The following is a 21,424-nucleotide window of genomic DNA, read 5'->3' on the forward strand; positions in this document are numbered from 1 at the left end:
GGCCTGCTCGCCTCCCTCTGCCCGCCCCTCCGATGTCCACCGAAGATTTCCGCGTCCTGGCCGTGATCCCGCCGATGACGCAGCTCAACACGCCGTACCCGTCGACGGCGTACCTCACGGGCTTCCTGCGCTCGCGTGGCATCCCCGCCGTGCAAGAGGACCTGGCGCTCGCGCTGGTGCTCGATCTGTTGTCATCGCAAGGCCTCGACCAGATCCGAGAGCGCGCCGAGGCGATCGCCACCCCAGCCCGCAGCGAGCCAGTGACCCACTTCCTCGCAGCGTTCGACCGCTACCGCGCGACCATCGGCCCCACCATCCGCTTCCTGCAGGGGCGCGACGCCACGCTGGCGCACCGCATCGTCGGCCGCGACTGGCTGCCCGAGGGCGCGCGCTTCCGCTCGCTCGACGTCTACGTCGACGACGAGGGCGGCGACCCGCTCGCCTGGGCTTTCGGCGCGCTCGGCCTGCAGGACCGCGCCCGCCACCTCGCGACGCTCTACCTCAACGACCTGGCCGACGTGCTGCGCGATGCCATCGACGGCCGCTTCGAGTTCGTGCGCTACGCCGAGCAGCTGGCCGCGAGCCAGCCCGATTTCGATCCGCTCGCGGCCGCGCTGTCGGCCACGCCCAACCTGGTCGACGAGCGCCTGGCCGCGCTCGCGCTGGCCGCGATCGAGCGCCACCGCCCCCAGCTGCTGCTGCTGTCGGTGCCCTTCCCCGGCTCGATGTATGCGGCACTGCGCATCGCGCAGGCGGTGAAGGCGCAGCACCCGCAGATCACCATCGCGCTCGGCGGCGGCTTCGTCAACACCGAGCTGCGCGAGCTGTCGGAGCCGCGGGTGTTCGACTTCGTCGACGTGGTGACGCTGGACGCCGGCGAACGCCCGCTGCTGGCGCTGATCGATCACCTGCAAGGCAAACGCTCGCAGCAGCGGCTGGTGCGCAGCTTCGTGCGCGACGCCGAATCGGGTGCGGTCCGCTACATGAACAGCTTCGCCGAGCCCGACGTGCCGTTCGACCAGACCGGCACGCCGACCTGGGATGGCCTGCCGCTGGACCGCTACCTGTCGCTGCTCGACATGCTGAACCCGATGAACCGGCTGTGGAGCGACGGCCGCTGGAACAAGCTGACGGTGGCGCACGGCTGCTACTGGAAGAAGTGCAGCTTCTGCGACGTGAGCCTCGATTACATTGCGCGCTTCGAGCAGGCTTCGTCGGCGACGCTGGTCGACCGCATCGAGGCCATCGTGCAGGAGACCGGGCAGACCGGCTTCCACTTCGTCGACGAAGCGGCGCCGCCGAAGGCGTTGCGCGCGCTGGCCGCCGAGCTGCAGCGCCGCAAGGTCGAGATCTCGTGGTGGGGCAACGTGCGCTTCGAGAAGACCTTCGACCGCGAGCTGTGCCAGGAGCTGGCTGCGAGCGGCTGCATCGCGATCTCGGGCGGGCTCGAGGTGGCCTCCGACCGGCTGCTGAAGCTGATGAAGAAAGGCGTGTCGGTCGAGCAGGTCGCGCGCGTGACGCAGGCCTTCTCCGAAGCCGGCATCCTGGTGCACGCCTACCTGATGTACGGCTTCCCGACGCAGAACGAGCAGGACACGGTGGACGCGCTGGAATACGTGCGCCAGCTGTTCGAGGAAGGCTGCATCAGCAGCGGCTTCTTCCACCGCTTCGCCTGCACCGTGCATTCGCCGGTGGGCAAGCAGCCCGAGGACTACGGCATCACGCTGCTGCCGCTGCCGGCGGGCCGCTTCGCGAAGAACGACGTCGGCTTCGTCGACCCCACCGGCGCCGACCACGATGCGATGGGCCGCGCGCTGAAGAAGGCCATCTACAACTACATGCACGGCATCGGGCTGGACGCCGACGTGCGCAGCTGGTTCGACATCCGCATGCCGAAGCCGACGGTGGCGCGGCACCGCATCGCGAAGGCACTGCAGCAGGTGGCTTGAGGGCGCCCGAGGCCGACCACCCCTCGCCATCGGAACTCAAGGACGCGGAGCGATGAGAGCCTCGACCGCCTTCGGCACGTGTTCGTCGATGAGTTCCTTCAGCGCATCGATCTTGCCCTTGGGCGTGAGGGCATCCCAGGCATCCGGAGATTGCGCGACACCGACCGACGCAGACGAGTAGTTCGCCTTGATGCGGGACTCGCTCACCACCTCCAGCGATGCGAGGTCGATCAACGAGAGCTTCGCGAAGACGTACGGCGCAAAGAACCCGCGGCCGGTTTCGCCGGTGGTGGGCCTGATCATGCCGACGGCACGGTCGATGTAGAAACCCAGGCCCTGCAGGTAGCCGCTGCCCAGGCTGTTGTTCTCGCCCGCCTGCAGCCGCGCGGTCGACTGTTGCTTGGTGATCAGCACCAGGTGCGTGGCGCCATCCTTGCGCATCGCCGCCACGACAGCCGGCGAGAACTTCAGCCGCCCCCCGTCGAAGAACCGATCCTGCTGCTCGAACATCGCCGGCGACGAGAGGTCGTACAGCGTCACGCGTGCGCCGGCGTCGAGGCGCTTCAGCGCCACTTCGGCCTGCGTCATGGCTTCGGCATCGAACACGCCGCCGCCCACCGGCAGGCTCTGCGTGCGATTGCGCTCGATCGTCGTGCCGGTGCTCGCCTCGTGCGTCACCACCGAGAGCTTGTCGCCGATCAGCGAGACCACCGCGTAGCCGGCACGAGGCACCTCGGCGGCCCACGCGCCGGCGCCTGTTGCCAGGAGCAGCGCACCGAACCATCCACGAAACACCGATCCACTCATCTTCGTTGCCATCAATGCGCTCCCGTTGCCGACGCGGGTCGGTGACCCGCAAGAAGGCGCGGATGGTAGAGGCTTGCCGGCCGGCGTCAACACCCCCTTGTGCGTCCTTGACAGGCGGCTAGACTGGCGGCTGCCCGAGGAGCCGAGCGAGCTCCCGGGAGCGACACAACCCGGAGGAGTTTCCCTTGAACCTGATCGATCCTGCGCGCCGCGCCCTGCGGCATGCGCTGCTGGCCTGTGCCCTCGTCGCGGCCGCCGGCTGCACCACCATCAGCACCGCGCCCGACCCGCTGAAGACGCCGCCAAAGGCGAACGAAAGCGTGGCCGTGGTCAGCATCACCGGCAACACCGCCCAGGTCACCGCGATGGACGTCGTCTCGGTGACGCGGCTCAATGCCGATGGCAGTTCCGGCAACAGCATCTTCAACCTGACCCAGGTCGCGCCCGGCCTCGCACGCGACACCTCGCTGTTCGTCGGCGTGCTCCCGGCTGGCGCGTACGAGTTCTCGGGGCTGTCGAACAGCGCGACGAATCAATACCTGCGCATGACGCCGACGATGCGCCAGCGCATCGGCCACTTCACCATCGTTCCCGGCACGCCGACCGACCTCGGCCGGCTGATCATGACGCCGGTGAACACGAACGTCGTCGTCGGGCGCAGCGCGACCATCACGTCGAACCTGCCGATGATGCAGCGCTTCGCCCCCGAGCAGGCGCAGCGCTTCGCCGGCACCACGCCCGGCGGCTGGGACGGCATGCGCACGTCGAACGACCGGGTCGAGGAGTACGCGCGGCTGCGGCCGGTCGGCGCCGACAACATGGTCGAGCTGTCCGATGGCCGGGTCGTCGCCGCCTCGCGCCTGGGCAGCCTGCTGATCCGCTCGACCGAGGGCTACTGGCGCGTGCTGCCGAGCACCGGGCTGGAGTCGCTGCTGCACGTGACCCCGGTCGACCGCCCCGATGCCAGCCTGATCGCGGCCGGCGAGTTCAGCACGCTCCTGCGCCTGCCGCCGGGCGGCGACCGGCTGGTGCCGATCGACACCGGCGACCTGCCGCCCGGCAACCTGCTGTTCGTCGACGGCAACGACCGCACCGGCTGGTACATCGCCGAACAGAGCGGCACCGAGGTAACGCTCTTCAAGTCGCCTCGCCTGGCCGCCGGCACCTGGACGCCGGTGCGCAAGGAAAGCGTCGCGCGCAGCTACTGGAGCGGGCAGAACTCGTTGTGGATCTGGCGCACGCCGCAAGGCCTGGCCTACGCGCTGAGCACCGGGCAGATCCACTCGCTCGACTATGCGAGCGGCGGCTGGCGCAGCCAGGCCGCACCGAACGGCAGCCGCATCGTGATGATCGAGGTCAACCCGACCGGCTCGCTGAGCCTGCTGACCTCGCCGGGCGGCGGCTTCGCCGGCGTGTTCGCGTCGCTCTACCTGTCGAAGGACCAGGGCGCGACCTGGAAGGAGATCAAGTCCGACTTCAACGTGAAGGTCGCACCGCCCTACGAGACCCTCGGCGGTGCGCTGCTGAACCCGGGCGGCGTCTTCAGCGACCGCGAGCTCCACGCGAGCGACGACGGCGGCAAGACCTGGAAGAAGCGCAGTCCGTTCGCGCTGGAGAGCCGCCTGGTGCTGCTGCCCTCGGGCAAGGCCTTTGCGGTCGACCGCGGCCTGCACGGGCTGTTCTCGGTCCAGTCGTCGGCCGACGAAGGCGCGACCTGGAAGACGGAGTACAGCAACTTCGACGCCAAGGCCTTCGAGGCGGCGCAGAAGAAGTAGGCGGCATCGCAACGGCTCCTCAACACCTGCTTACTCGCTCGTTGCCGGAGACCGCGCTCGCACCCGTCGATCAGAGGCACAATCCGATCGACTGGTACTTAATTGGTTATGTTCGTGCCAGGGCTGTAAAAGCGCGGATCCCTCCGGGGTCCCGACTACAACTTCAGGGCGAACTCCGATGGTCCATCCCACTTCAAAGCCGGGCGTCACCGCACGCCGCACCCTTGCCGCGTTGACGCTGGCCGTGGCCGCCGTGGCGGTTCACGCGGCCTACCCCGCATGGAAGGCCGACACCTTCTACCCGGCGGGCACGATCGTGTCGTACGCCGGGCACGACTACAAGGCCTGGGTCGCGCAGACCGACTACACCGGCACCGGCTGGAACCCGACGACGGCGAGCCTGTGGCAGGACCTCGGGCCGAGTGGCGGCACGCCGCCGGCACCCGCACCGGCACCGGTTCCCGCACCATCACCTGCGCCGGCCCCCGTGCCCGCACCGGCACCCGCTCCTGCGCCTACGCCAGCCCCGGCTCCCGCGCCAGCACCTTCGCCCGCACCGGCCCCTGCGCCCGCCCCCGCACCCGCCCCGGTCGGCGCGCCCGCCAAGCCCACGCTGCAGATCCAGAACTACGACCACGCCGGCAACTTCCCGATCGTCTGGAACAAGTGGTGGGGCATCAGCGGCACCACCTGGGAGCTGTATGAAGACGGCGTCAAGGTGCAGTCCGGCACGCTGGCCGATGTCGGCAATGCAGCGCAGACGGCAACCATCCAGATCACCGGCAAGAAGCTCGGCCTCTACACCTACCAGCTGAAGCTGATCAACGCCGCCGGCGCCACGCTGAGCGATGCGGCCAGCACCACCGTCGGCAATGCCTCGCTGATCGGCATCAAGCAGTGGGACATCGGCGGCCAGTCGCTGCAGAGCACGCTCGCGGCCGGCTCGGTCACGCTCGACCTCAGCGTCGCCGGCGTCACCTACCCGACCTTCACCGTCGCCTCCAACAACCCGAAGGTCGCGACCGTGTCGGTCAGCGGCAGCAAGCTCACCGTCACCGCGCTGAGCGCCGGCCGTGCCGGCATCCGCGTGCTCGACAACAACGGCAACGGCCGCTGGGTCGGCGTGCGGGTGAAGAAGCCCGACGGCAGCCTGCCCGGCCTGCCGGCGCACGTGTCGATCGGCTCGGTGTCGGACGACGGCGCCAGCGCCCTCGCCAACTGGCAGAACTTCGGCAGCGGCGACCTCAACACCCGCGCCGACCTGCGCTACATCTACCTGAACGGCGGCGCCTCGGTGCCCGGCAACACCAGCTGGTGCACCTGGACCACGGTGCCGTGCTTCCGCGCCACCAACTTCATCCGCGAGTCGAAGAAGCTCGGCATGGTGCCGGTCTTCGTGTTCTACAACATCGCCGATGGCGGCGAGAGCTACCCGACCGACCTCGCCCACATCCAGGACGCGACCTACATGGGCGCGTACTTCAAGGATTGGGTCAAGACCATCGACATCGCGAACACCGAGGCCGGCGACGACCCGGTGGGCTACGTGATCGAGCCGGATTTCATCGGCTACATGATGCAGAACTCCGGGCTGCAGCCGTCGCAGATCACCGCGCGCGTCGACCAGGCCTATGCCGCCGGCGTGCTGACGGCGAGCGACCCGCAGTTCCCGAACACGCTCGAGGGTCTCGTCAAGGCGGTCAACTACATCGTGCAGAAGCGCAGCCGCAATGCGTGGTACGGCTGGCAGATCAACATCTGGAGCGATGCGCAGAGCGGTGCCTCGACCAACGGCCTGATGCACATCACCGACACCGCCGAGAAGGGTTGGAGCGCCGGCCGGCCGTTCATCGCCGCCAGCGCGCAGCGCGTCGCGAACTACTACAACGCGGCCGGCATCACCAGCTACGGCGCGAGCTTCATCTCGTTCGACAAGTACGGCTACGACGGTGGCGCGGCCGGCAACGCGAAGTGGCAGTTCAACGCCGACCACTGGAACAACTACCTGTACTACGTGCAGACGCTGAACGCCGCGCTGAAGAAGCCGGTGGTGCTGTGGCAGTTGCCGGCCGGCCATGTGAACGGCTCGGTCGGTGCCAACCCTGCCACCGGTGCACCGTTCGCGACGCTGAACAACACCACCAGCCGGCACTACGAGGACACCGCGCCGACGTATTTCTTCGGCGACACCTTCACCGCGACGCCGAGCATCTTTGCCGCGAGCTACTACAAGACCAACGCGGCCGGCGACCCGAAGGTCACGTCCAACGGTGCGCAGATCACCTGGGGCAGCCACCTGCAGGAGGCGAAGAACGCCGGCGTGGTGTCGCTGATGTTCGGTGCCGGCGTCGGTGACTCCACCGACAACATCGGCCTCGGCAACCTGCCGTTGACCGATGACCGCTGGTGGCTCGTCAAGGCGAACCGCTACCTGCAGGGCGCGGTCGTGCCGCTGCCCTGATCACCAGCAGTGCCAGCAACAGCGCCGCGGCCGTCAGCGCGAACCCGGCGCTGAGCCAGGGCACGGCGCCGGCCTCGTCGCCCTCGACGATGAACGACGCCATCAGCGGCCCGAAGGCGCTGCCCAGCAGCTGGGCGGCCGGCACCAGCCCGGCCAGCCGGCCGCTGGTGTCGGCCCCGAAGGCCAGGCCGATGTGGAACGGCAGCATGAACATCCACACGAAGCCGAACACCGCGCAGCCGATCGCGAAATCGACCGTGCGCCCTGGCGGCAGCGCGTGCAGCGTGACCATCACCGCGACCAGCAGCGCCGAACAGGCGACCAGCGTCGGCCGCACCGGCAGCCACCCGACCGCGAACGCGGCGATGCTGCCGCCGATGACCTGCATCACCAGCACGCCGGCGATCAGCGTCTGCGCGGCGCGCGCGTCGAAACCCGCCGCCTTGCCCAGCGGTTCGAGGTAGGCCCAGAACGCACCGAGCGTGGCCAGCTGCAGGAAGGCCACCGCCAGCGGCAGCAGCGTCGGCACCGACCAGCGGAAGCCCGACACCGCCGGCAGCGCCAAGGGCGCGAGCCGCGCCGGCTGCCGGAAGGCCAGCACGCACGGCAGCAGCGTCAGCACCGCGAGGGCCGCGAAACCGCCCTGCCACCCCGCACGCGGAATCACCGCATGGGCCAGCAGCGCGCCGAGTGCCGCCTGCGCGATCGTCTGCACGACGAAGAAGATGCCGCCGAGCCGCGCCGGGTTGGCGTGGCGCACGATGACGCCGGTCGTGCCCCAGACCAGCACGCCCTCGGCCAAGCCGGCGGCGGCGCGCACCGCCGTCATCGCGGCGTCGCCCGAGGCCCGCATCGTCAGCAGGTCGAGGCACGCGGCCAGCAGCGCGGCGACCAGCGTGATGCGCCGCAACTGCGCGCCCGGCAGCAGCGCATCGCCGAGCGCGACGCCGAGGCCCAGCATGATGATCTCGGCCATCGCGACGATGCCGACGCCCTCCAGGCTCACCTGTTTCGCGTCGACCAGCTCGCCCAGCAGGATCGGCTGCACGCCGATCATCAGCACGGCGATGGTGCCGACGGCCAGCGCCGCGGCAACCTGGCGGGTGGGCATCGGCGGGGCGTCGTTCGCGGGCATGCGGGGCTCTCCTCGTGTGGTTGCGCGGCCTCTGGCCGGTCAGTATCCCTTGCTCTCTTCGGGCAGCAGGCCTTGCGCGAAGCGGGCTTCGGCCCGCGATGCATCCTTGCGCATGCGGCCGTTGGCGATCCACCGCACCCACCACGGCAACGCATGCACGCGGCCGCCGGCGGCCACCGCGAGCACATGCGCCTTGGCGCATTTCTCGAACAGCTCGGCGTTCAGCGCGAGGCGCGTCGCGGTCGTGCCCAGGCACAGCGGCCGGCCTTGCAGCAGCAGCACGTTGCCACGCCGTTGCAGTGAGCGTGCGAGGGTGTCCAGCGACGCGGCTGGGGCCATCGGGCCGAGGTGGCGGGCCTGTTCGTCGAACAGCTGCGGCATCGTGCCGCCAAAGTCGGCGAGCGCAACGCCGAACGACCCGCCACCCCATCCGATGGCCCCCACGTCAGGGCGTGCGCGGTAAACCGCGGCATGGGCGCCCTCTTCCCCTCCTTCGTTGTCTTGATGCTGCAGCGGCAGCCGCCGGGGTGCCGCGTCACGCACGGTGCCGAACCACATCGCCGCCGTGGCCGGCACGCGCAGCGACAGGCTCGCGCCCTCGCCGCCCAGCAGGTGCTTCAACTGCAGGCGTTCGCGCAATGGCAGCCATTGCGTGCGCAGGATCTCGTCGGTGGTCATGGCGTCCACGTCACACGAGTTTGAACACGTCTTCGAAGCGGTTCAGCGCATCGTCGATCACCTCGTCGGTGTCGGCCAGGCTGGTGTAGAGGCGGCTGCCGGCCAGCGTGATCAGCCCGTGCGCGGTGTAGGCCGCGCCCATCTCTTCCATCATGTGCTTGCGGGCCTTGGCCTCGTCCTTCGCGCGGTACAGCTTGTAGAGGCTGCTGGTGTCCATCAGCAGCACGCCCGAGGTCTGCAGGTGCACGATCGAGCCCATGTTGTAGACCACGTAGGGCAGGCCGCGCGCGGCAATCAGCGTCTCCAGCCCGCTGCGCAGCCGGTCGCCGGCGCGGCCCGCGACACCGGCCGCGTCGACCCGCTCGGCCTCCTGCAATGCATGGAATCCGGCGACGCACGACAGCGGGTTCGCCGACAGCGTGCCGCCGACGAAGGCGCGCCGCGCCGTCGTGCCGATGCCGCCGACCAGCAGCATCATCACGTCGCGGCGGCCGCCGATCGCGCCGGCCATCGGGTAGCCGCCGGCCAGGCACTTGCCGAGCACCGTGAGGTCGGGCTTCACGCCGAAGTAGCCCTGCGCGCCGCCCATGCCAATGCGGAACCCGGTGACCACCTCGTCGAAGACCATCAGCGCACCGAACTCGTCGCACAGCGCACGCACCTGGCGGTTGTAGTCGGGGTGCACCGGGCGGGTGCCGCTCTCGGGGCCGAGCGGCTCCAGCAGCACGGCCGCAGTGCCGCCGCGCAGCCGGTTGATCTGCAGCTTGCGCCGCAGCGCGTCGAGGTCGTTCGGGTGGCACTCCTGCGTGTGGGCCGTCGCGCCGCGCGGGATGCCGATGGCTTCCATGCGGCCGGTGCCGGGCAGCCGCATGCCGTAGACGAGCTGGTCGCTCCAGCCGTGGTACGCGCCACCGATCTTGATGACCCACTTGCGCCGCGTGTACGCACGCGCGAGGCGCACCGCGCCCATCACCGCCTCGGTGCCGGAGCCGAGCAGCCGCAGCATCTCGACACCCGGCATCGCGCGGCACACCAGCTCGGCGAGCTTCACCTCGTACTCGTGCAGCAGCCCGGTGACCGGCCCGCACTCGTCGAGCACGCGGTTGACGGCCGCGCGCACCACCGGGTGGTTGGAGCCGAGCAGCGTCGGGCCGCCGGCCTGCAGGAAATCGATGTAGCGGTTGCCGTCGACATCGGTCAGGTGCGCGCCGTGGGCCTGCGCCGCCGCGATCGGGAACGGATGGTTGAACGCCAGGTTGTGCTGCACGCCGCCGGGGATCACCGCCTGCGCCTGCTCGGCCAGGCGGCGCGAGCCGGCGCAGCGCTCGTCGAAGTGGCGCAGCACGCCGGCCATCGCGTCGCGGCGGATCGGGCGCATCGGCTGCTTGACGAGCTCGTCGAAGCGGCGGTAGAGCGAATCGACATCGGGCCAGGCAGAGATGGCGCTGGTGGCGGTTGTCGGGGGTGCCGCAGCGGCGGAGTGGATCGGTGCGAGATTGCTCATGGTGCAGGTCTGTTCTTGGTCGCGAGGTGGATGGCATCGGCCAGCTCGGCATCGAGCCACGCGAAGACATCGCGCTGGGCCGGATCGGCGGTTGCGTCGACCTCGGCGCGCGCCGCGATGCGCTGCCGCAGGTGCATGCAGGCCAGCGTCTCCAGGTCTTCGACGGCCTGCACAGCCGCCTCCGGGCTGGGGCCGCAGCACAGCACGCCGTGGTTCAGCATCAGCCAGGCGTGGGTGTCGGGGCGCAGGCTGCGCGCCAGCCGGGCCACGAGCCACGAGGTGCCCGAAGGCGCGTAGCCGACGACCGGCACGCTGCGCCCGAGCGATTGCCGCCACGGCCCGTCGGGCACATCGAGCGCTTGCCCGAGCAGCGCGCAGGCGCTGGCGATCGGCTGGTGGGTGTGGATGCTGCACTGCACGTCGGGCCGCGCCTGCAGCACGCGCGCATGCAGGCCGGTCTCGACCGACGGCGGCTTCGTGCCTTCGAGCGGCGCGAGGTCGGCCAGGTGCAGCACGCACACGTCGGCGGCCGTCATCGTCAGGTAGTCGGTGGCCGACGGCGTCACCGCGATGCGCTCGGCATCGATGCGCAGCGCGATGTTGCCGCCGGTGCCGGCCAGGTAGCCGCGCAGCGACAGCTCGACGCACAGGTCGACGACGGTCTGGCGAACGAGCGCGGTGCCGTTCATGCCGCGGCCCCTTGCGGCGCGTTCAGCCGGTGATACAGCGGCGCGAGGCGCTTGTGCACCTCCTTGAAGGTCTCGAACTTGTCGCCGTACAGGCGGCGCAGCGCGCTGGCCGGCTCGTAGGTGCGGCGCGTGCGGCGCAGTGCGGCCAGGTCGGCGAACTGCAGCGCGCCGATGCCGACCCACGCGATGCTGGCGGCGCCGATCGCATTGGCCTGGATCGCGCTCTCGAGCTGGCGGATCGGCTGGCCGGTGACGTCGGCCATGATCTGGCACCACACGTCCGACTGCGCGCCGCCGCCGACCGCGGTGACCGTGCCCACGTCCCGGCCCAGCAGCCGCGCGAACGGCTCCAGCATCCAGCGCGTGTTCAGCGCCACGCCTTCCAGGAAGGCCCGGAAGATGTCCTCGCGCGAATGCTCCAGCGACAGGTTCAGCAGCCCGGCGCGCAGCCGCGGGTCGTCGACCGGCGTGCGCTCGCCGTGCAGCCACGGCGTGTAGATCAGCCCACGCGCGCCCGGCGGCACGCGCGCGGCGATGCGGTTCAGCAGCTCGTAGACGGCGGGCTGTTCCTCGTCGCCGGCGAGTTCGTCCGGGTGGTACAGGATGCGGTCGCGCAGGAAGGACAGGTTCGCGCCCGCGGTCGACTGCAGCGCCATCGCGAGGTAGCGCCCGTCGACCGCGCACGGCACCGCGGCGATCTTGTGGCGCACGTCGGTCTTCATCGCCGGCACGTGCGCGCCCAGCCATGACGAGGTGCCGAGGTAGAGGTGCGTCTGGTAGTCGGCGACTGCCGCACCGACCGCGACGGCCGAGGTGTCGATCGCGCCGCCGACGACGACCGTCTTCGGGTCGAGCCCGAGCGTCAGCGCGACGCCCGGCAGCAGCGGGCCCAGCACCTCGGTCGAGCGCACGATCTCGGRCAGCTTGTCGGCGTCGACGCCGAGCAGGCGCAGCAGGCCGGCGTCGTAGCGCACGTGGTGCGAGTCGCGGTTGTCGGTGACCCAGCTGGTGAGCGCCGAATCCTGCGTCGCGCAGAAGCGGCCGGTCAGGCGCAGGTTCAGGTAGTCGGGCACGTTGAGGAACTTGTGCGTGCGGGCGCAGCGCTCGGGTTCGTGGTCGTGCAGCCACGCGATGTGGCCGGCCGAATCGCGGCCCGACAGCGATGGCGCGCCGCCGCTCAGCCGCAGCCAGCGCCACAGCTTCAGCGGCCCGTAGCCTTCGATGTTGAGGCCGCGGCCGCGGGCGCGGCGGGCGATGGCATCGGCACCGCGTGCATCGAGCCAGGTCATTGCACGGCCGATCGGCTGGCCGGCGCTGTCGACGCACACCGTGCCCTCGGTCTGCGCCGAGCAGCACACCGCGACCACGCGACGGCGCAGGCGCTCATCGGCCAGCAGCTCGCCGGCCGCAGCGATGAACGCGGCCCACCAGTCGTTCGGATCCTGCTCGGCCGCGGCGCCCTGCACGTGCAAGGGCACCGCGCGGAAGGCCCAGGCCTGCACCGTGCCGTCGATCGCCACCAGCGCGCATTTGCAGCCGGAGGTGCCGAGGTCGACCGCGAGCACCAGCCGTTCGTCAATCGCCATCTCTAGAACTTGCGGGACACGGTGACGAAGAACTTGTTGCCGTCGGTCGCTTTCAGCTCGTCGCCGTCTTGCGCGAGGTACAGCTCGCGCACGCGGGTGTGCGTGGTGACCCAGTCGGCGCTCCATTCGAAGCCCCAGCGCTTGTGCGTGATGCCGATGCGGTAGTCGGAGAAGTTCGCTTCCTTGAAGTTCTCGATCTTCTGGTAGCCGGCGTGCAGGTTCAGCGTGGTGACCGGGTCGAGGTGGTGCTTGTAGTCGAGGTCGTAGAGCCAGCTGCCGCGCGAGTTGTTGTCGCCGCGGGCGTAGCACTCGAGGCCGGCGGTCGGGTCGGGCATCAGCGCGAGCATGGTGCCGCACACGCCACCCGTGTCGGCGCCGCGGTAGGTCTTCGAGATCACGTTCAGCGCGCGGCCTTCGATCGCGCCCCAGCCGACTTCGAGCACCGCGAACTGCGAGTTGTAGTTGGTGCTGCGGACATCCGTCGGCACGAAGTTCTCGAAGTCGAAGCCGTGCGGCGCATCGAACTTGGCGCCGGGGAACAGCTCGGCGGCGAGGCCGAGGCCGAAGTGCCAGCCCTCCGGATCGCCGAAGCGGTAGCCGGCGCCCAGCGTGATGCCGAAGCCGTCACCCTGCAGGAACTGCTTCTTGCTGACCGACGAGAACTCGACCAGCCCGATCACGCCGCTCTCGTGCGCAGCCTGCACGCTGAGCTTGACGCCCGGGCCGTTCAGCGAATCGGAGATGCCGCGGGTGCGCTGGTCGGAGGTGACGCGCACCTCGGTGTCGACGGCGTAGCTCGCCGTCTGGCTCTCGGCCGCGAACGTTGGCACGGTGATGGCGAGCAGCAGCAGGCCGATGGGCACCGGCGGCCGGCTGAACAAGGTCGGTTGCATGGGCGTCTCCAGGGGTGGGGGTTGAAGCGGACCGGGATCAGGGTTTGCAGACCGGCGTGTCGGGCAGTGCCGCCACGCGCTTGAGCTGCTCGGTCTGGCCGAGCACCTCGACGCCGACGAAGGCGCGGATGTGGAGGTCGCCCGACTTGACGCGCAGCACGCCCTTGTATTTCTTCTTGTCGCGCGGGTCGTAGACCCAGCCGTCGCGCCAGGCATCGTTGTCGTAGCGCTCGAGCTGGGCGATCAGCACGCCGCAGGTGTCGGCCGGGGTGCCGGCGTCCTTGTCCCAGACGATGCGGCCGCACAGCGCGGCGGGCCGGTCGGCGCAGGGCTTGAACTCGATCACGGCGTCTTTCTCGGCGGTCTGCCACAGGCCCTTCGCGTCGTCGGGGCCGGCCGCCATGGCAGACAGCACCAGCGAGCTCAACATCACGCCCGTGACCCACTCAACGCAAGACATCCACTTCATGTCGCCGCCCTCAGTCAGTAGTCATCGCTAGTTTATAGTCATGACTATCGTTTTGTCACCCACTTGATCGACCGCCGATCACCGGACAATCCCTGAGCCACCTGCCCACCACGATGCCGACACCCCGGAAGAACCAGCCCGCGCTGGCGACCAAGAAGCAGCCGGCGCAGCAGCGCGCGACCGACACCTACGAGCGCATCCTCGAAGTCACGGCGCAGACGCTGGCGGATGTGGGGATCGAGCGGCTGTCGACCAACCTGGTGTGCGAGCGCGCCGGGCTGACGCCGCCGGCGCTGTACCGCTACTTCCCGAACAAGTACGCGCTGCTGAGCGAGCTGGGGCAGCGGCTGATGCAGGCGCAGAACGAGCGCATCGGCGACTGGATCTCGCCCGAGGTGCTGGCCGGGACGGCAGAGGATCTGGAGCGGGCACTCGAGGGGCTGATCCTTGCGACGCATGAAGCGACTGCGCAGACCGAAGGCGGCGTGTGGATCATGCGGGCGCTGCGCGCCGTGCCGGCGCTGCAGGAGGTGCGGCTCGCGTCACACGCCGCGGTGACGCGCGAGCAGGCGCAGATGCTGGCGAGCGTGCTGCCGGGGGCGGATGTGGCCGAGCTGCAGCTCGTCAGCCGGATCGTCGTGGAGCTGGTCTACGCGACGGTCGAGATGCTGTTCGATGAACCGCTCGATGCGACCGCGGTGGCGCGGACGGTGGCGGGGATGATCGCGAGTCATCTGGGGCGGGTGAAGCCCAGCGTGTTGCCCACCGCACAGACCCCGCCCCGTCGCAGGCGCTGAATCCCCATCGGAAACGGGCGCGCCGCGCCCCACCGTGCCGGTCTGTCGATGAAAGCCCTCGTCTACCTCGGCCCCTGCCAGAAGGCGCTCGAGGAACGCCGCAAGCCGACCCTGCTCGCCGCCACCGACGCCATCGTGCGGATGACGCGGACCACGCTGTCCGACATCGACCTGCGGATCGTCCGGGGCGACGTGCCGAGTTTGCCCTCGCGGTGCAGCGACGGCGGCTGATTGCTCGGCCACCGCATCGACGGCACGCAGGCCCACTATGTGCGCATCCCGCATGCAGACACGAGCCTGTACGCGGTCCCGCCCGGCACCGATGAGGCGTCGCTGGTGATGCTGAGCGACCTGAAGCCGGCAGCCGCCCCATGCAGCGAACCGGATCGCGGCCTGGCGATCACCCACTGGTTCTGCTTCGATCGCATCGTCGCCGCCTACGATGACGCCGCGCGGGCCATCGGCGCGCAGCGCCCCAGAGTGATCATCCAGACGTGAATGCTGCTTCGAGGGCGACTGCGTGGCATCGCAGCGCAGGTGTGTGCGCAAGACCACCGACGCATGCCGGTCGATCGGCTACGGTGGAAGCGATCCGCGTGTGATCGCACGCCACAAGGGGGCCAAGATGAACAACGACGACGACCTGCGTCACGGCGACGACCCGCAAGGGATTCCCATCGACGCCGAAGCGACAAACCAGGCCTGGGCGCGCCGCAGCCCGTCCATCGAGGACCAGCAGCTGACCAGCGCCACCGTGCACTGGCTGGATGCGCTGCCCCACGGCGTGCGACCCGTGCACCTGCCCGACGACTTCCCGCGCATCGCCAACGACTTGTGCCGGCTGTGGCCGACCACGCCGGCGCTCGACCTCTACTTCGAGGAGAAGGAATTCAGCCTGCGCGAGGACCGCCGCGGATTCCCGGCGCTCATCAAGGAGGAGTTGCTGGCACTGCACGTCCACTCGCTGCACACCCGGCCGCTGCCCTACGAAGTGCGGGCGCCGCAGAGGGCCTCGCTGCTCGGCTGAATCGCACCCGCGCCGCTACGCCAGCAGCCGTGCGTCGCCGCTCGACCGGGCGCGGTCCGACAGCAGGCTTGCCAGGCCGGCACGAAACGCCTCCAGCGCCAGTGGCTTGGTCCAGTAGTCGAGCGCGCCCAGGTCCAGTGCCCTGGCCACGTCCGCCGACGTCGCGTTGGCCGACACCGCCACCACCCGCAATGCCGCCGTGGCCGGATCGTCGCGCAGGGCAGACAGCAGCTCGAAGCCGGACAGGTCCGGCAACTGCATGTCCAGCAGGATCAGGTCGGGCTGCCGGCTGCGCGCCAGGGCCAGCCCGTCGCAGCCGTTCTCCGCCTGCAGCAGTTGAATGCCCTCGCAGCGCGTCAGCATCTGCGCCACGAGGAGCTGGTTGACCGGCTCGTCCTCGATGTAGAGCACCAGCGCCCCGCTCTCCGGCGACGACACCGTCACCGGCATCGGCATTCCGGCGGCGACCTTGCCCGCCGCGAGGACGCAGGACGGCAGGACCACCCGTGCTCGCGTACCCGATTCAGGGCTGCTTTCCACCTCGAGCCGGCCGTTCATCAAGCGCACCAGCTGGCGCGCGAGATTCAGCCCGATGCCCGAGCCTTCGACCGCATGGTTTTCGCGACCCAGCCGGTTGAAGGGCTCGAACAGGTGCGACAGGTGCTCCTGACTCATGCCGATGCCGTTGTCCACCACGTCGAGGCAGACCTCGCTGCCGGCTTGCGTCACGTCGATCCTCACCTGGCCGCCGGGCCGGTTGTACTTGCAGGCGTTGCTCAGCAGGTTCAGCAGCACCTGCAGCAGACGCCGCGGGTCGGCGACGGCACCGATGCCGTCGCGCAACACCGCGCGCTCCGAGAGCTCCAGCTGGTTCGTCCGGGCGAGCGTCTGGGTGAGCGTGACGGCCTCGTCCAGCACCGACGAGATGTCGCCGCAGACGTTGACGACCTCGATGCGCCCTGCCTCGATGCGCGAGATGTCCATCACGTCGTTGACGAGGCCGAGCAGGTGCCAGCCGGCATGCGTGATCAGCCGCACCCGCTCGGCCTGCGGCGGGGACAGCAGCTCGACCGGGTCGGTGGCCAGCAGTTGCGCAAAGCCCAGCATCGCGTTCAGCGGCGTGCGCAGCTCATGGCTCATGCGCGCCAGGAACTCGGTCTTGGCCCGGTTGGCGTCCTCGGCCACCCTGCGCGCGTGGTCGGCGAACGACGCTTCGTGCCGCTCGCGCTCGCGGTCGGCGTTGTCGAGCGCAAACGACAGGTCGGCACCGAGTTCGCCCAGCAGCTCGGTCACCTCGCCGTCGAAGTGCCGCGGGGTCTTCGAGTGCAGCAGCAACACGCCGATCGGCAGCTCGGCCCGCTTCAGGAGAACGGCTGCCAACGCGCGGATACCCGTCGCCGCGCACCATGCGCGAGCATCGTGCAGCCGCTCGTCGGTCGATGCATCGCCGATCACCACGGTGCTGCCGGCGCGCATCGCCAGCGACATCATCAGCACCTGCGTACGGGCACCGTTCAGCAGGTTCTGGGGCGACTCGGCCGCCGCACGCCGCATCGTGCCGGCCGTGGCCCGGTGGACCTCCCGGCCCTCCGAGAGGTCGATGACCGCGATGTCCAGGTGCCCGGTCGCCACGCACACCTCGCACACGCCCWTGAACAGCTCGCGGGGGTCGGGTCGCCGCAGGATGAGGCGGTTGACCTGGGACATCACCGCATGGAACCAGGTCAGACGCAGCGCCGCAGCCCGGCCGCGCAGCGGCCAGTGGATGCGCGGCGGCGGTGAGGGTGGCGAGGGCGTCGGCAGGTCGTTCGAACTCATGCCCCAGTGTGGGTGACCGGACCCCTGCCCTCCGTGCGCTGTCGCACACAGCCACTGTCGCGCGCCATTGCCCTGCACAACTCGCGGACGGCACTACTGCCAGCCGAAGCGTCGGATATAGATGCGTTTCATCAGCGTCGCCAGCGTGCAATAGCCCAGCAGGATCGCCACCAGCCATGGGAAATACGGCGGCGGCAGCGCCACCAGCCGGAAATGCGCGGCCAGCGGCGACACCGGCAGCCACAGGCCGAGCGCCATGATGGCCAGCGTCATCGCGATCAGCGGGGCGGCCGCGCGGCTCTGCACGAGCGGCAGCTTGGGCGTGCGCACCATGTGCACCACCAGCGTCTGCGTCAGCAGCCCCACGACGAACCAGCCGGTCTGGAACAGCGCCTGCCGCTCGGGGCTGTTCGCCCCCAGCACCCACCACATCACCGCGAACGTCACCAGGTCGAACAGCGAGCTGATCGGCCCGAAGAACAGCATGAAGCGGCCGATGTCGGCCGGATTCCACTTCAGCGGGCGGGTCACGAGTTCGGCATCGACGTTGTCGAACGGGATCCCGGTCTGGCCGACGTCGTACAGCAGGTTCTGCACCAGCAGTTGCAGCGGCAGCATCGGCAGGAACGGCAGGAAGGCGCTCGCCACGAGCACCGACAGGACATTGCCGAAGTTCGAGCTTGCCGTCATGCGGATGTACTTCAGCATGTTGCAGAAGGTGGTCCGGCCCTCGACCACGCCGTCGTCCAGCACCAGCAGGCTCTTCTCCAGCAGGATGATGTCGGCCGCTTCCTTGGCGATGTCGACCGCGCTGTCCACCGAGATGCCGATGTCGGCCGCGCGCAGCGCCGGCGCATCGTTGATGCCGTCGCCCATGAAGCCGACGACGTGGCCGTTGGCGCGCAGCGCGCGCACGATGCGCTCCTTGTGCAAGGGCGTCAGGCGCGCGAACACGCCGTGGGTCTCGGCGGCCGCCTTCAGCGCCTCGTCGTCCAGCGCCTCGACCTGCGGGCCGAGCAGCATCGCATCCGCCGGCAGGCCGACCTGGTGGCAGACCTTGCGCGTGACCTGTTCGTTGTCGCCGGTCAGCACCTTCACGGTGATGCCGTGCGCGGCCAGCTTGCGCAAGGCCGGTGCGGCGGACTCCTTCGGCGGATCGAGGAAGGCGATGTAGCCGATCAGCGTCAGGCCGGACTCGTCGGCGACGGTGTAGGTGGATTGCGCCGGCGGCATCGTCTTCACCGCGACGGCCACCACGCGCAGCCCTTCCGCGCCGAGTGCCTCGGTGACGGCCTGCGTGCGTGCGCGCAGCGCGGCATCCAGCGGCTGCGTGGGCATCGCGTGAGCGCCGTCGAGGCAGGCATCGGTCGGGCCCGGCACGCGCACCGACGTGCAGGCGGCCAGCACTTCGGCCACCGCGCCCTTGCAGATCAGCTCATGGTGCCGGTCCTGCCCGCCTTCGAGCGCTGCCACCACCACCGACATGCGCCGCCGCTCGAAATCGAAGGGGATCTCGTCGACCTTCCGGTAGGCATCCTTCAGCTTCAGCACCGCCGGCAGCTCGACGTGGTCGAGCACCGCATGGTCCAGCAGGTTCTTCAGCCCCGTCTGGTAGTAGCTGTTGAGGAAGGCGAAGTTCAGCACCTCGTCGGTGTCCTGCCCATAGGCATCGGCATGCCGGGCGAGCGCGATGCGGTCCTGCGTGAGCGTGCCGGTCTTGTCGGTGCACAGCACGTCCATCGCGCCGAAGTTCTGGATCGCGTCCAGCCGCTTGACGACCACCTTCTTGCGCGACAGCAGCACCGCGCCCTTGGCCAGCGTGCTGGTGACGATCATCGGCAGCATCTCGGGCGTCAGCCCCACCGCCACCGACAGCGCGAACAGGAAGGCCTGCAGCCAGTCGCCCTTGGTGAAGCCGTTGACGACGAACACGACCGGCACCATCACGCCGGCAAACCGGATCAGCAGCCAGCTGACGCTGTTGACGCCGGCCTGGAAGGCGTTCGGCGCGGTCGACGCCGTGCCTGCATGCGCGGCCAGCGTGCCGAAGCAGCTGCGCGGGCCGGTGGCCACGACGACCGCGGTGGCCGTGCCCGAGACCACGTTGGTGCCCATGAACACCAGATTGCGCTGGGCCAGCGCGCCTTCGGCGGCCTCGGCGTGCGGCTGCACGAACTTCTCGACCGGCAGCGATTCGCCGGTCATCGCGGCCTGCGCGACGAACAGGTCGCGTGTGGCGAGCACGCGGCAGTCGGCCGGGATCATGTCGCCGGCCGACAGCGCGACGATGTCGCCGACGACCAGGTCGCGCTGCGCGAGCTCGGCCGGCGCAACCGCACCTGCGCCACCGCCCGCCGGTCGGCGGATCACGCTCGCGGTGTTGCCCACCAGCGCGCGCAGGCCTTCGGCGGCGCGGTGCGAGCGGCCCTCCTGCACGAAGCGGATCAGGGTGCTCAGCGCGACCATGGCCGCGATCACCACCGTCGCGCTCGCGTCGGCGCTGACGAAGGACAGCGCGGCCAGTGCGGTGAGCAGCAGGTTGAAGGGATTCAGGTAGCAGCGCCACAGGTGCAGCCAGCCGGGCAGCGGCTTCTCGTGGGCGATGTCGTTCGGACCGTCGCGGGCCAGGCGCCGCGCCGCCTCGTCGGCCTCCAGCCCGTCCGCGTTGGATTGCAGGCGATGCAGCACGGCATCGGCCGGGTCGCGCGCGGCGGCCAGCAGGTCGGGCGCAAGCAGYGCGCCCGCGGAGGCCGGTGGCAGCGCGCGGGTCAACGACTCGAGCAGCGGGCGGCGCTCGAAATGCCGCTGCGCGCGCCGGTGGTGCAGGAAGGTGCTGAAACCCTGGGTCAGGTGCCGGTGGCGCGCCGCTTTGCTCATGAGGGCCGAGCCTGCAGGCTGGCGGCGGTAGGCACTTGATCTGGATCAAGCGGCGTGCCGGCCCTTTTCTTCGCGCCGTCTCACACCGGTGCGAAGTGGTGCGTGCCGTCGCGCTTCAGTTGCGCGACCAATCCGAATTCCCAATCGAGGTAGGCCTGCATCGCGGCCTGCGCGTTGTCGGTGCCCTCGTAGGGGCGGCGATAGCGGTCGGTGCGCGGTGATGCGAGCCGCTGCTCGCCGGCCTCCACCGGCAAGCCTGCTTCGGCCCAGGCGGCGGTGCCGCCTTGCAGCACCTGCACCTCGGCCTGTGAGCCCAGCAGCTCTTGCAGCTCGTGTGCCGCGAACGGCGCGAGCAGGCTGGTGCCGCAGGTCACCACGATGCGCTTCGCCGAAGGCAGCCCCCTCAGCGCCTCGCGCAGCTGCGAGCGCAGCACGAACCACGCGCCGGGGATGTGCCGCTTCACGTGGCTCGCGCTGGTCGTCACGTCGATCACCTGCACCTCGGCTTCGGGACTCGCGAGCCAATCGGCCAGCGTCTGCGGCGTGATGCCGCGCACCAGCGGCGGCGCGGGTCGCGGTGGCGCATCGGCGCCCGTCTCCAGGCCATCGGACGCCGCATCGGCCTCGAGCACCGCCACCTCCCAGCCCATCTGCGCCAGCCACGACGCGCTCATCTCGGCGCGCACGCCTGCATCGCGTGATCCGCCCGGCGTGCCGTCGTGGTCCACCAGCACGATGCGCGCACCGCGCACCGGGGCGTGCACGTCGGTCTCCTGCACCAGTTGCCCGCCCGGTGCGCTGCGGAAGCCTTGGCGATGACCCGCCGCGTACTCCTCCGGCGTGCGCACGTCGAAGCGATACGTCGTGCGGCCCGGCTCGGCCACCCAGTGCGCCAGTTGCGCGGCACCGATGCGCCGCACGCTGGCACGCTCGGCCACCGTCCGCGCATCGTGCCGCGC

At 70.0% G+C, this 21,424-nt stretch carries 16 protein-coding genes and 1 pseudogene; 6 read left to right on the plus strand and 11 right to left on the minus strand.

Annotated elements, in window-relative coordinates; translation table 11 throughout:
* Positions 1 to 32: 32 nt before the first annotated feature.
* Entirely contained in the window at positions 33 to 1,949 is a 1,917-nt protein-coding gene (locus ACXJLU_RS21310) for a B12-binding domain-containing radical SAM protein (protein ID WP_457334395.1), read from the plus strand.
* A 36-nt stretch (positions 1,950 to 1,985) separates the two neighbouring features.
* On the opposite strand, the gene ACXJLU_RS21315 is transcribed toward ACXJLU_RS21310, so the two are convergent.
* A complete protein-coding gene (locus ACXJLU_RS21315) occupies positions 1,986 to 2,768 on the minus strand; it encodes a hypothetical protein (protein ID WP_457334396.1) in 783 nt (260 codons plus the stop codon).
* A gap of 173 nt (positions 2,769 to 2,941) precedes the next feature.
* On the opposite strand from ACXJLU_RS21315, the gene ACXJLU_RS21320 reads away from it, so the two are divergent.
* Together ACXJLU_RS21320 and ACXJLU_RS21325 are read left to right on the plus strand one after the other, a co-directional pair.
* On the plus strand, positions 2,942 to 4,531 hold the full coding sequence (locus ACXJLU_RS21320) for a beta propeller repeat protein (protein WP_457334398.1): 1,590 nt from the start codon (positions 2,942 to 2,944) through the stop codon (positions 4,529 to 4,531).
* 178 nt (positions 4,532 to 4,709) lie between these two features.
* Positions 4,710 to 6,992, plus strand: a complete 2,283-nt coding sequence (locus ACXJLU_RS21325) for a carbohydrate-binding protein (protein WP_457334400.1) — start codon at positions 4,710 to 4,712, stop codon at positions 6,990 to 6,992.
* Here ACXJLU_RS21325 and ACXJLU_RS21330 read toward each other — a convergent pair.
* Genes ACXJLU_RS21330 through ACXJLU_RS21360 form a run of 7 tightly spaced genes read right to left on the minus strand, consistent with a single transcriptional unit; the run spans position 6,946 to position 13,946 of the window.
* Positions 6,946 to 8,127 carry an MFS transporter gene (locus ACXJLU_RS21330; protein ID WP_457334402.1) on the minus strand — a complete coding sequence of 394 codons (1,182 nt, stop codon included), beginning with the start codon at positions 8,125 to 8,127 and terminating at the stop codon, positions 6,946 to 6,948. The genes ACXJLU_RS21325 and ACXJLU_RS21330 overlap by 47 nt on opposite strands.
* 39 nt (positions 8,128 to 8,166) lie before the next feature.
* Positions 8,167 to 8,805, minus strand: coding sequence for a hypothetical protein (locus tag ACXJLU_RS21335; RefSeq protein WP_457334404.1), 639 nt, complete (start codon positions 8,803 to 8,805; stop codon positions 8,167 to 8,169).
* 10 nt (positions 8,806 to 8,815) lie between these two features.
* On the minus strand, positions 8,816 to 10,309 hold the full coding sequence (locus tag ACXJLU_RS21340; RefSeq protein WP_457334406.1) for an aspartate aminotransferase family protein: 1,494 nt from the start codon (positions 10,307 to 10,309) through the stop codon (positions 8,816 to 8,818).
* Positions 10,306 to 10,998, minus strand: coding sequence for a class II aldolase/adducin family protein (locus ACXJLU_RS21345; RefSeq protein WP_457334408.1), 693 nt, complete (start codon positions 10,996 to 10,998; stop codon positions 10,306 to 10,308). The genes ACXJLU_RS21340 and ACXJLU_RS21345 overlap by 4 nt, the downstream gene beginning before the upstream one ends.
* Positions 10,995 to 12,584 (minus strand): xylulokinase, encoded by a 1,590-nt coding sequence (locus ACXJLU_RS21350; protein WP_457334410.1) that lies wholly within the window; start codon positions 12,582 to 12,584, stop codon positions 10,995 to 10,997. Before ACXJLU_RS21350 ends, ACXJLU_RS21345 begins: the two co-directional genes overlap by 4 nt.
* A gap of 2 nt (positions 12,585 to 12,586) precedes the next feature.
* Positions 12,587 to 13,477 (minus strand): TorF family putative porin, encoded by an 891-nt coding sequence (locus ACXJLU_RS21355; RefSeq protein ID WP_457334412.1) that lies wholly within the window; start codon positions 13,475 to 13,477, stop codon positions 12,587 to 12,589.
* Between the two features lie 37 nt (positions 13,478 to 13,514).
* Positions 13,515 to 13,946: a DUF2147 domain-containing protein gene (locus tag ACXJLU_RS21360; protein ID WP_457334414.1), complete on the minus strand. Its 432-nt coding sequence runs from the start codon at positions 13,944 to 13,946 to the stop codon at positions 13,515 to 13,517.
* 113 nt (positions 13,947 to 14,059) lie between these two features.
* Here ACXJLU_RS21360 and ACXJLU_RS21365 point away from each other — a divergent pair, with 113 nt between their 5' ends.
* From ACXJLU_RS21365 to ACXJLU_RS21375, 3 genes and pseudogenes are all read left to right on the plus strand, one after another.
* Entirely contained in the window at positions 14,060 to 14,743 is a 684-nt protein-coding gene (locus ACXJLU_RS21365; RefSeq protein ID WP_457334416.1) for a TetR/AcrR family transcriptional regulator, read from the plus strand.
* Between the two features lie 48 nt (positions 14,744 to 14,791).
* Positions 14,792 to 15,118, plus strand: a pseudogene (locus tag ACXJLU_RS21370) (alcohol dehydrogenase); the annotation flags it as partial.
* A 166-nt stretch (positions 15,119 to 15,284) separates the two neighbouring features.
* Positions 15,285 to 15,770: a hypothetical protein gene (locus ACXJLU_RS21375; RefSeq protein ID WP_457334418.1), complete on the plus strand. Its 486-nt coding sequence runs from the start codon at positions 15,285 to 15,287 to the stop codon at positions 15,768 to 15,770.
* 15 nt (positions 15,771 to 15,785) lie between these two features.
* Here the strand turns inward: ACXJLU_RS21375 and ACXJLU_RS21380 are convergent, their stop codons facing one another.
* The 3 genes from ACXJLU_RS21380 to ACXJLU_RS21390 form a co-directional block, all read right to left on the minus strand.
* Entirely contained in the window at positions 15,786 to 17,588 is a 1,803-nt protein-coding gene (locus tag ACXJLU_RS21380; protein WP_457334420.1) for a hybrid sensor histidine kinase/response regulator, read from the minus strand.
* A gap of 93 nt (positions 17,589 to 17,681) precedes the next feature.
* Positions 17,682 to 20,465: a magnesium-translocating P-type ATPase gene (gene mgtA / locus ACXJLU_RS21385; RefSeq protein ID WP_457334422.1), complete on the minus strand. Its 2,784-nt coding sequence runs from the start codon at positions 20,463 to 20,465 to the stop codon at positions 17,682 to 17,684.
* Between the two features lie 80 nt (positions 20,466 to 20,545).
* Positions 20,546 to 21,424 (minus strand): rhodanese-like domain-containing protein (locus ACXJLU_RS21390; RefSeq protein ID WP_457334424.1); only part of this gene is annotated, 879 nt, incomplete at its 5' end.

It is taken from the genome of Rhizobacter sp. P5_C2 (assembly GCF_054049715.1).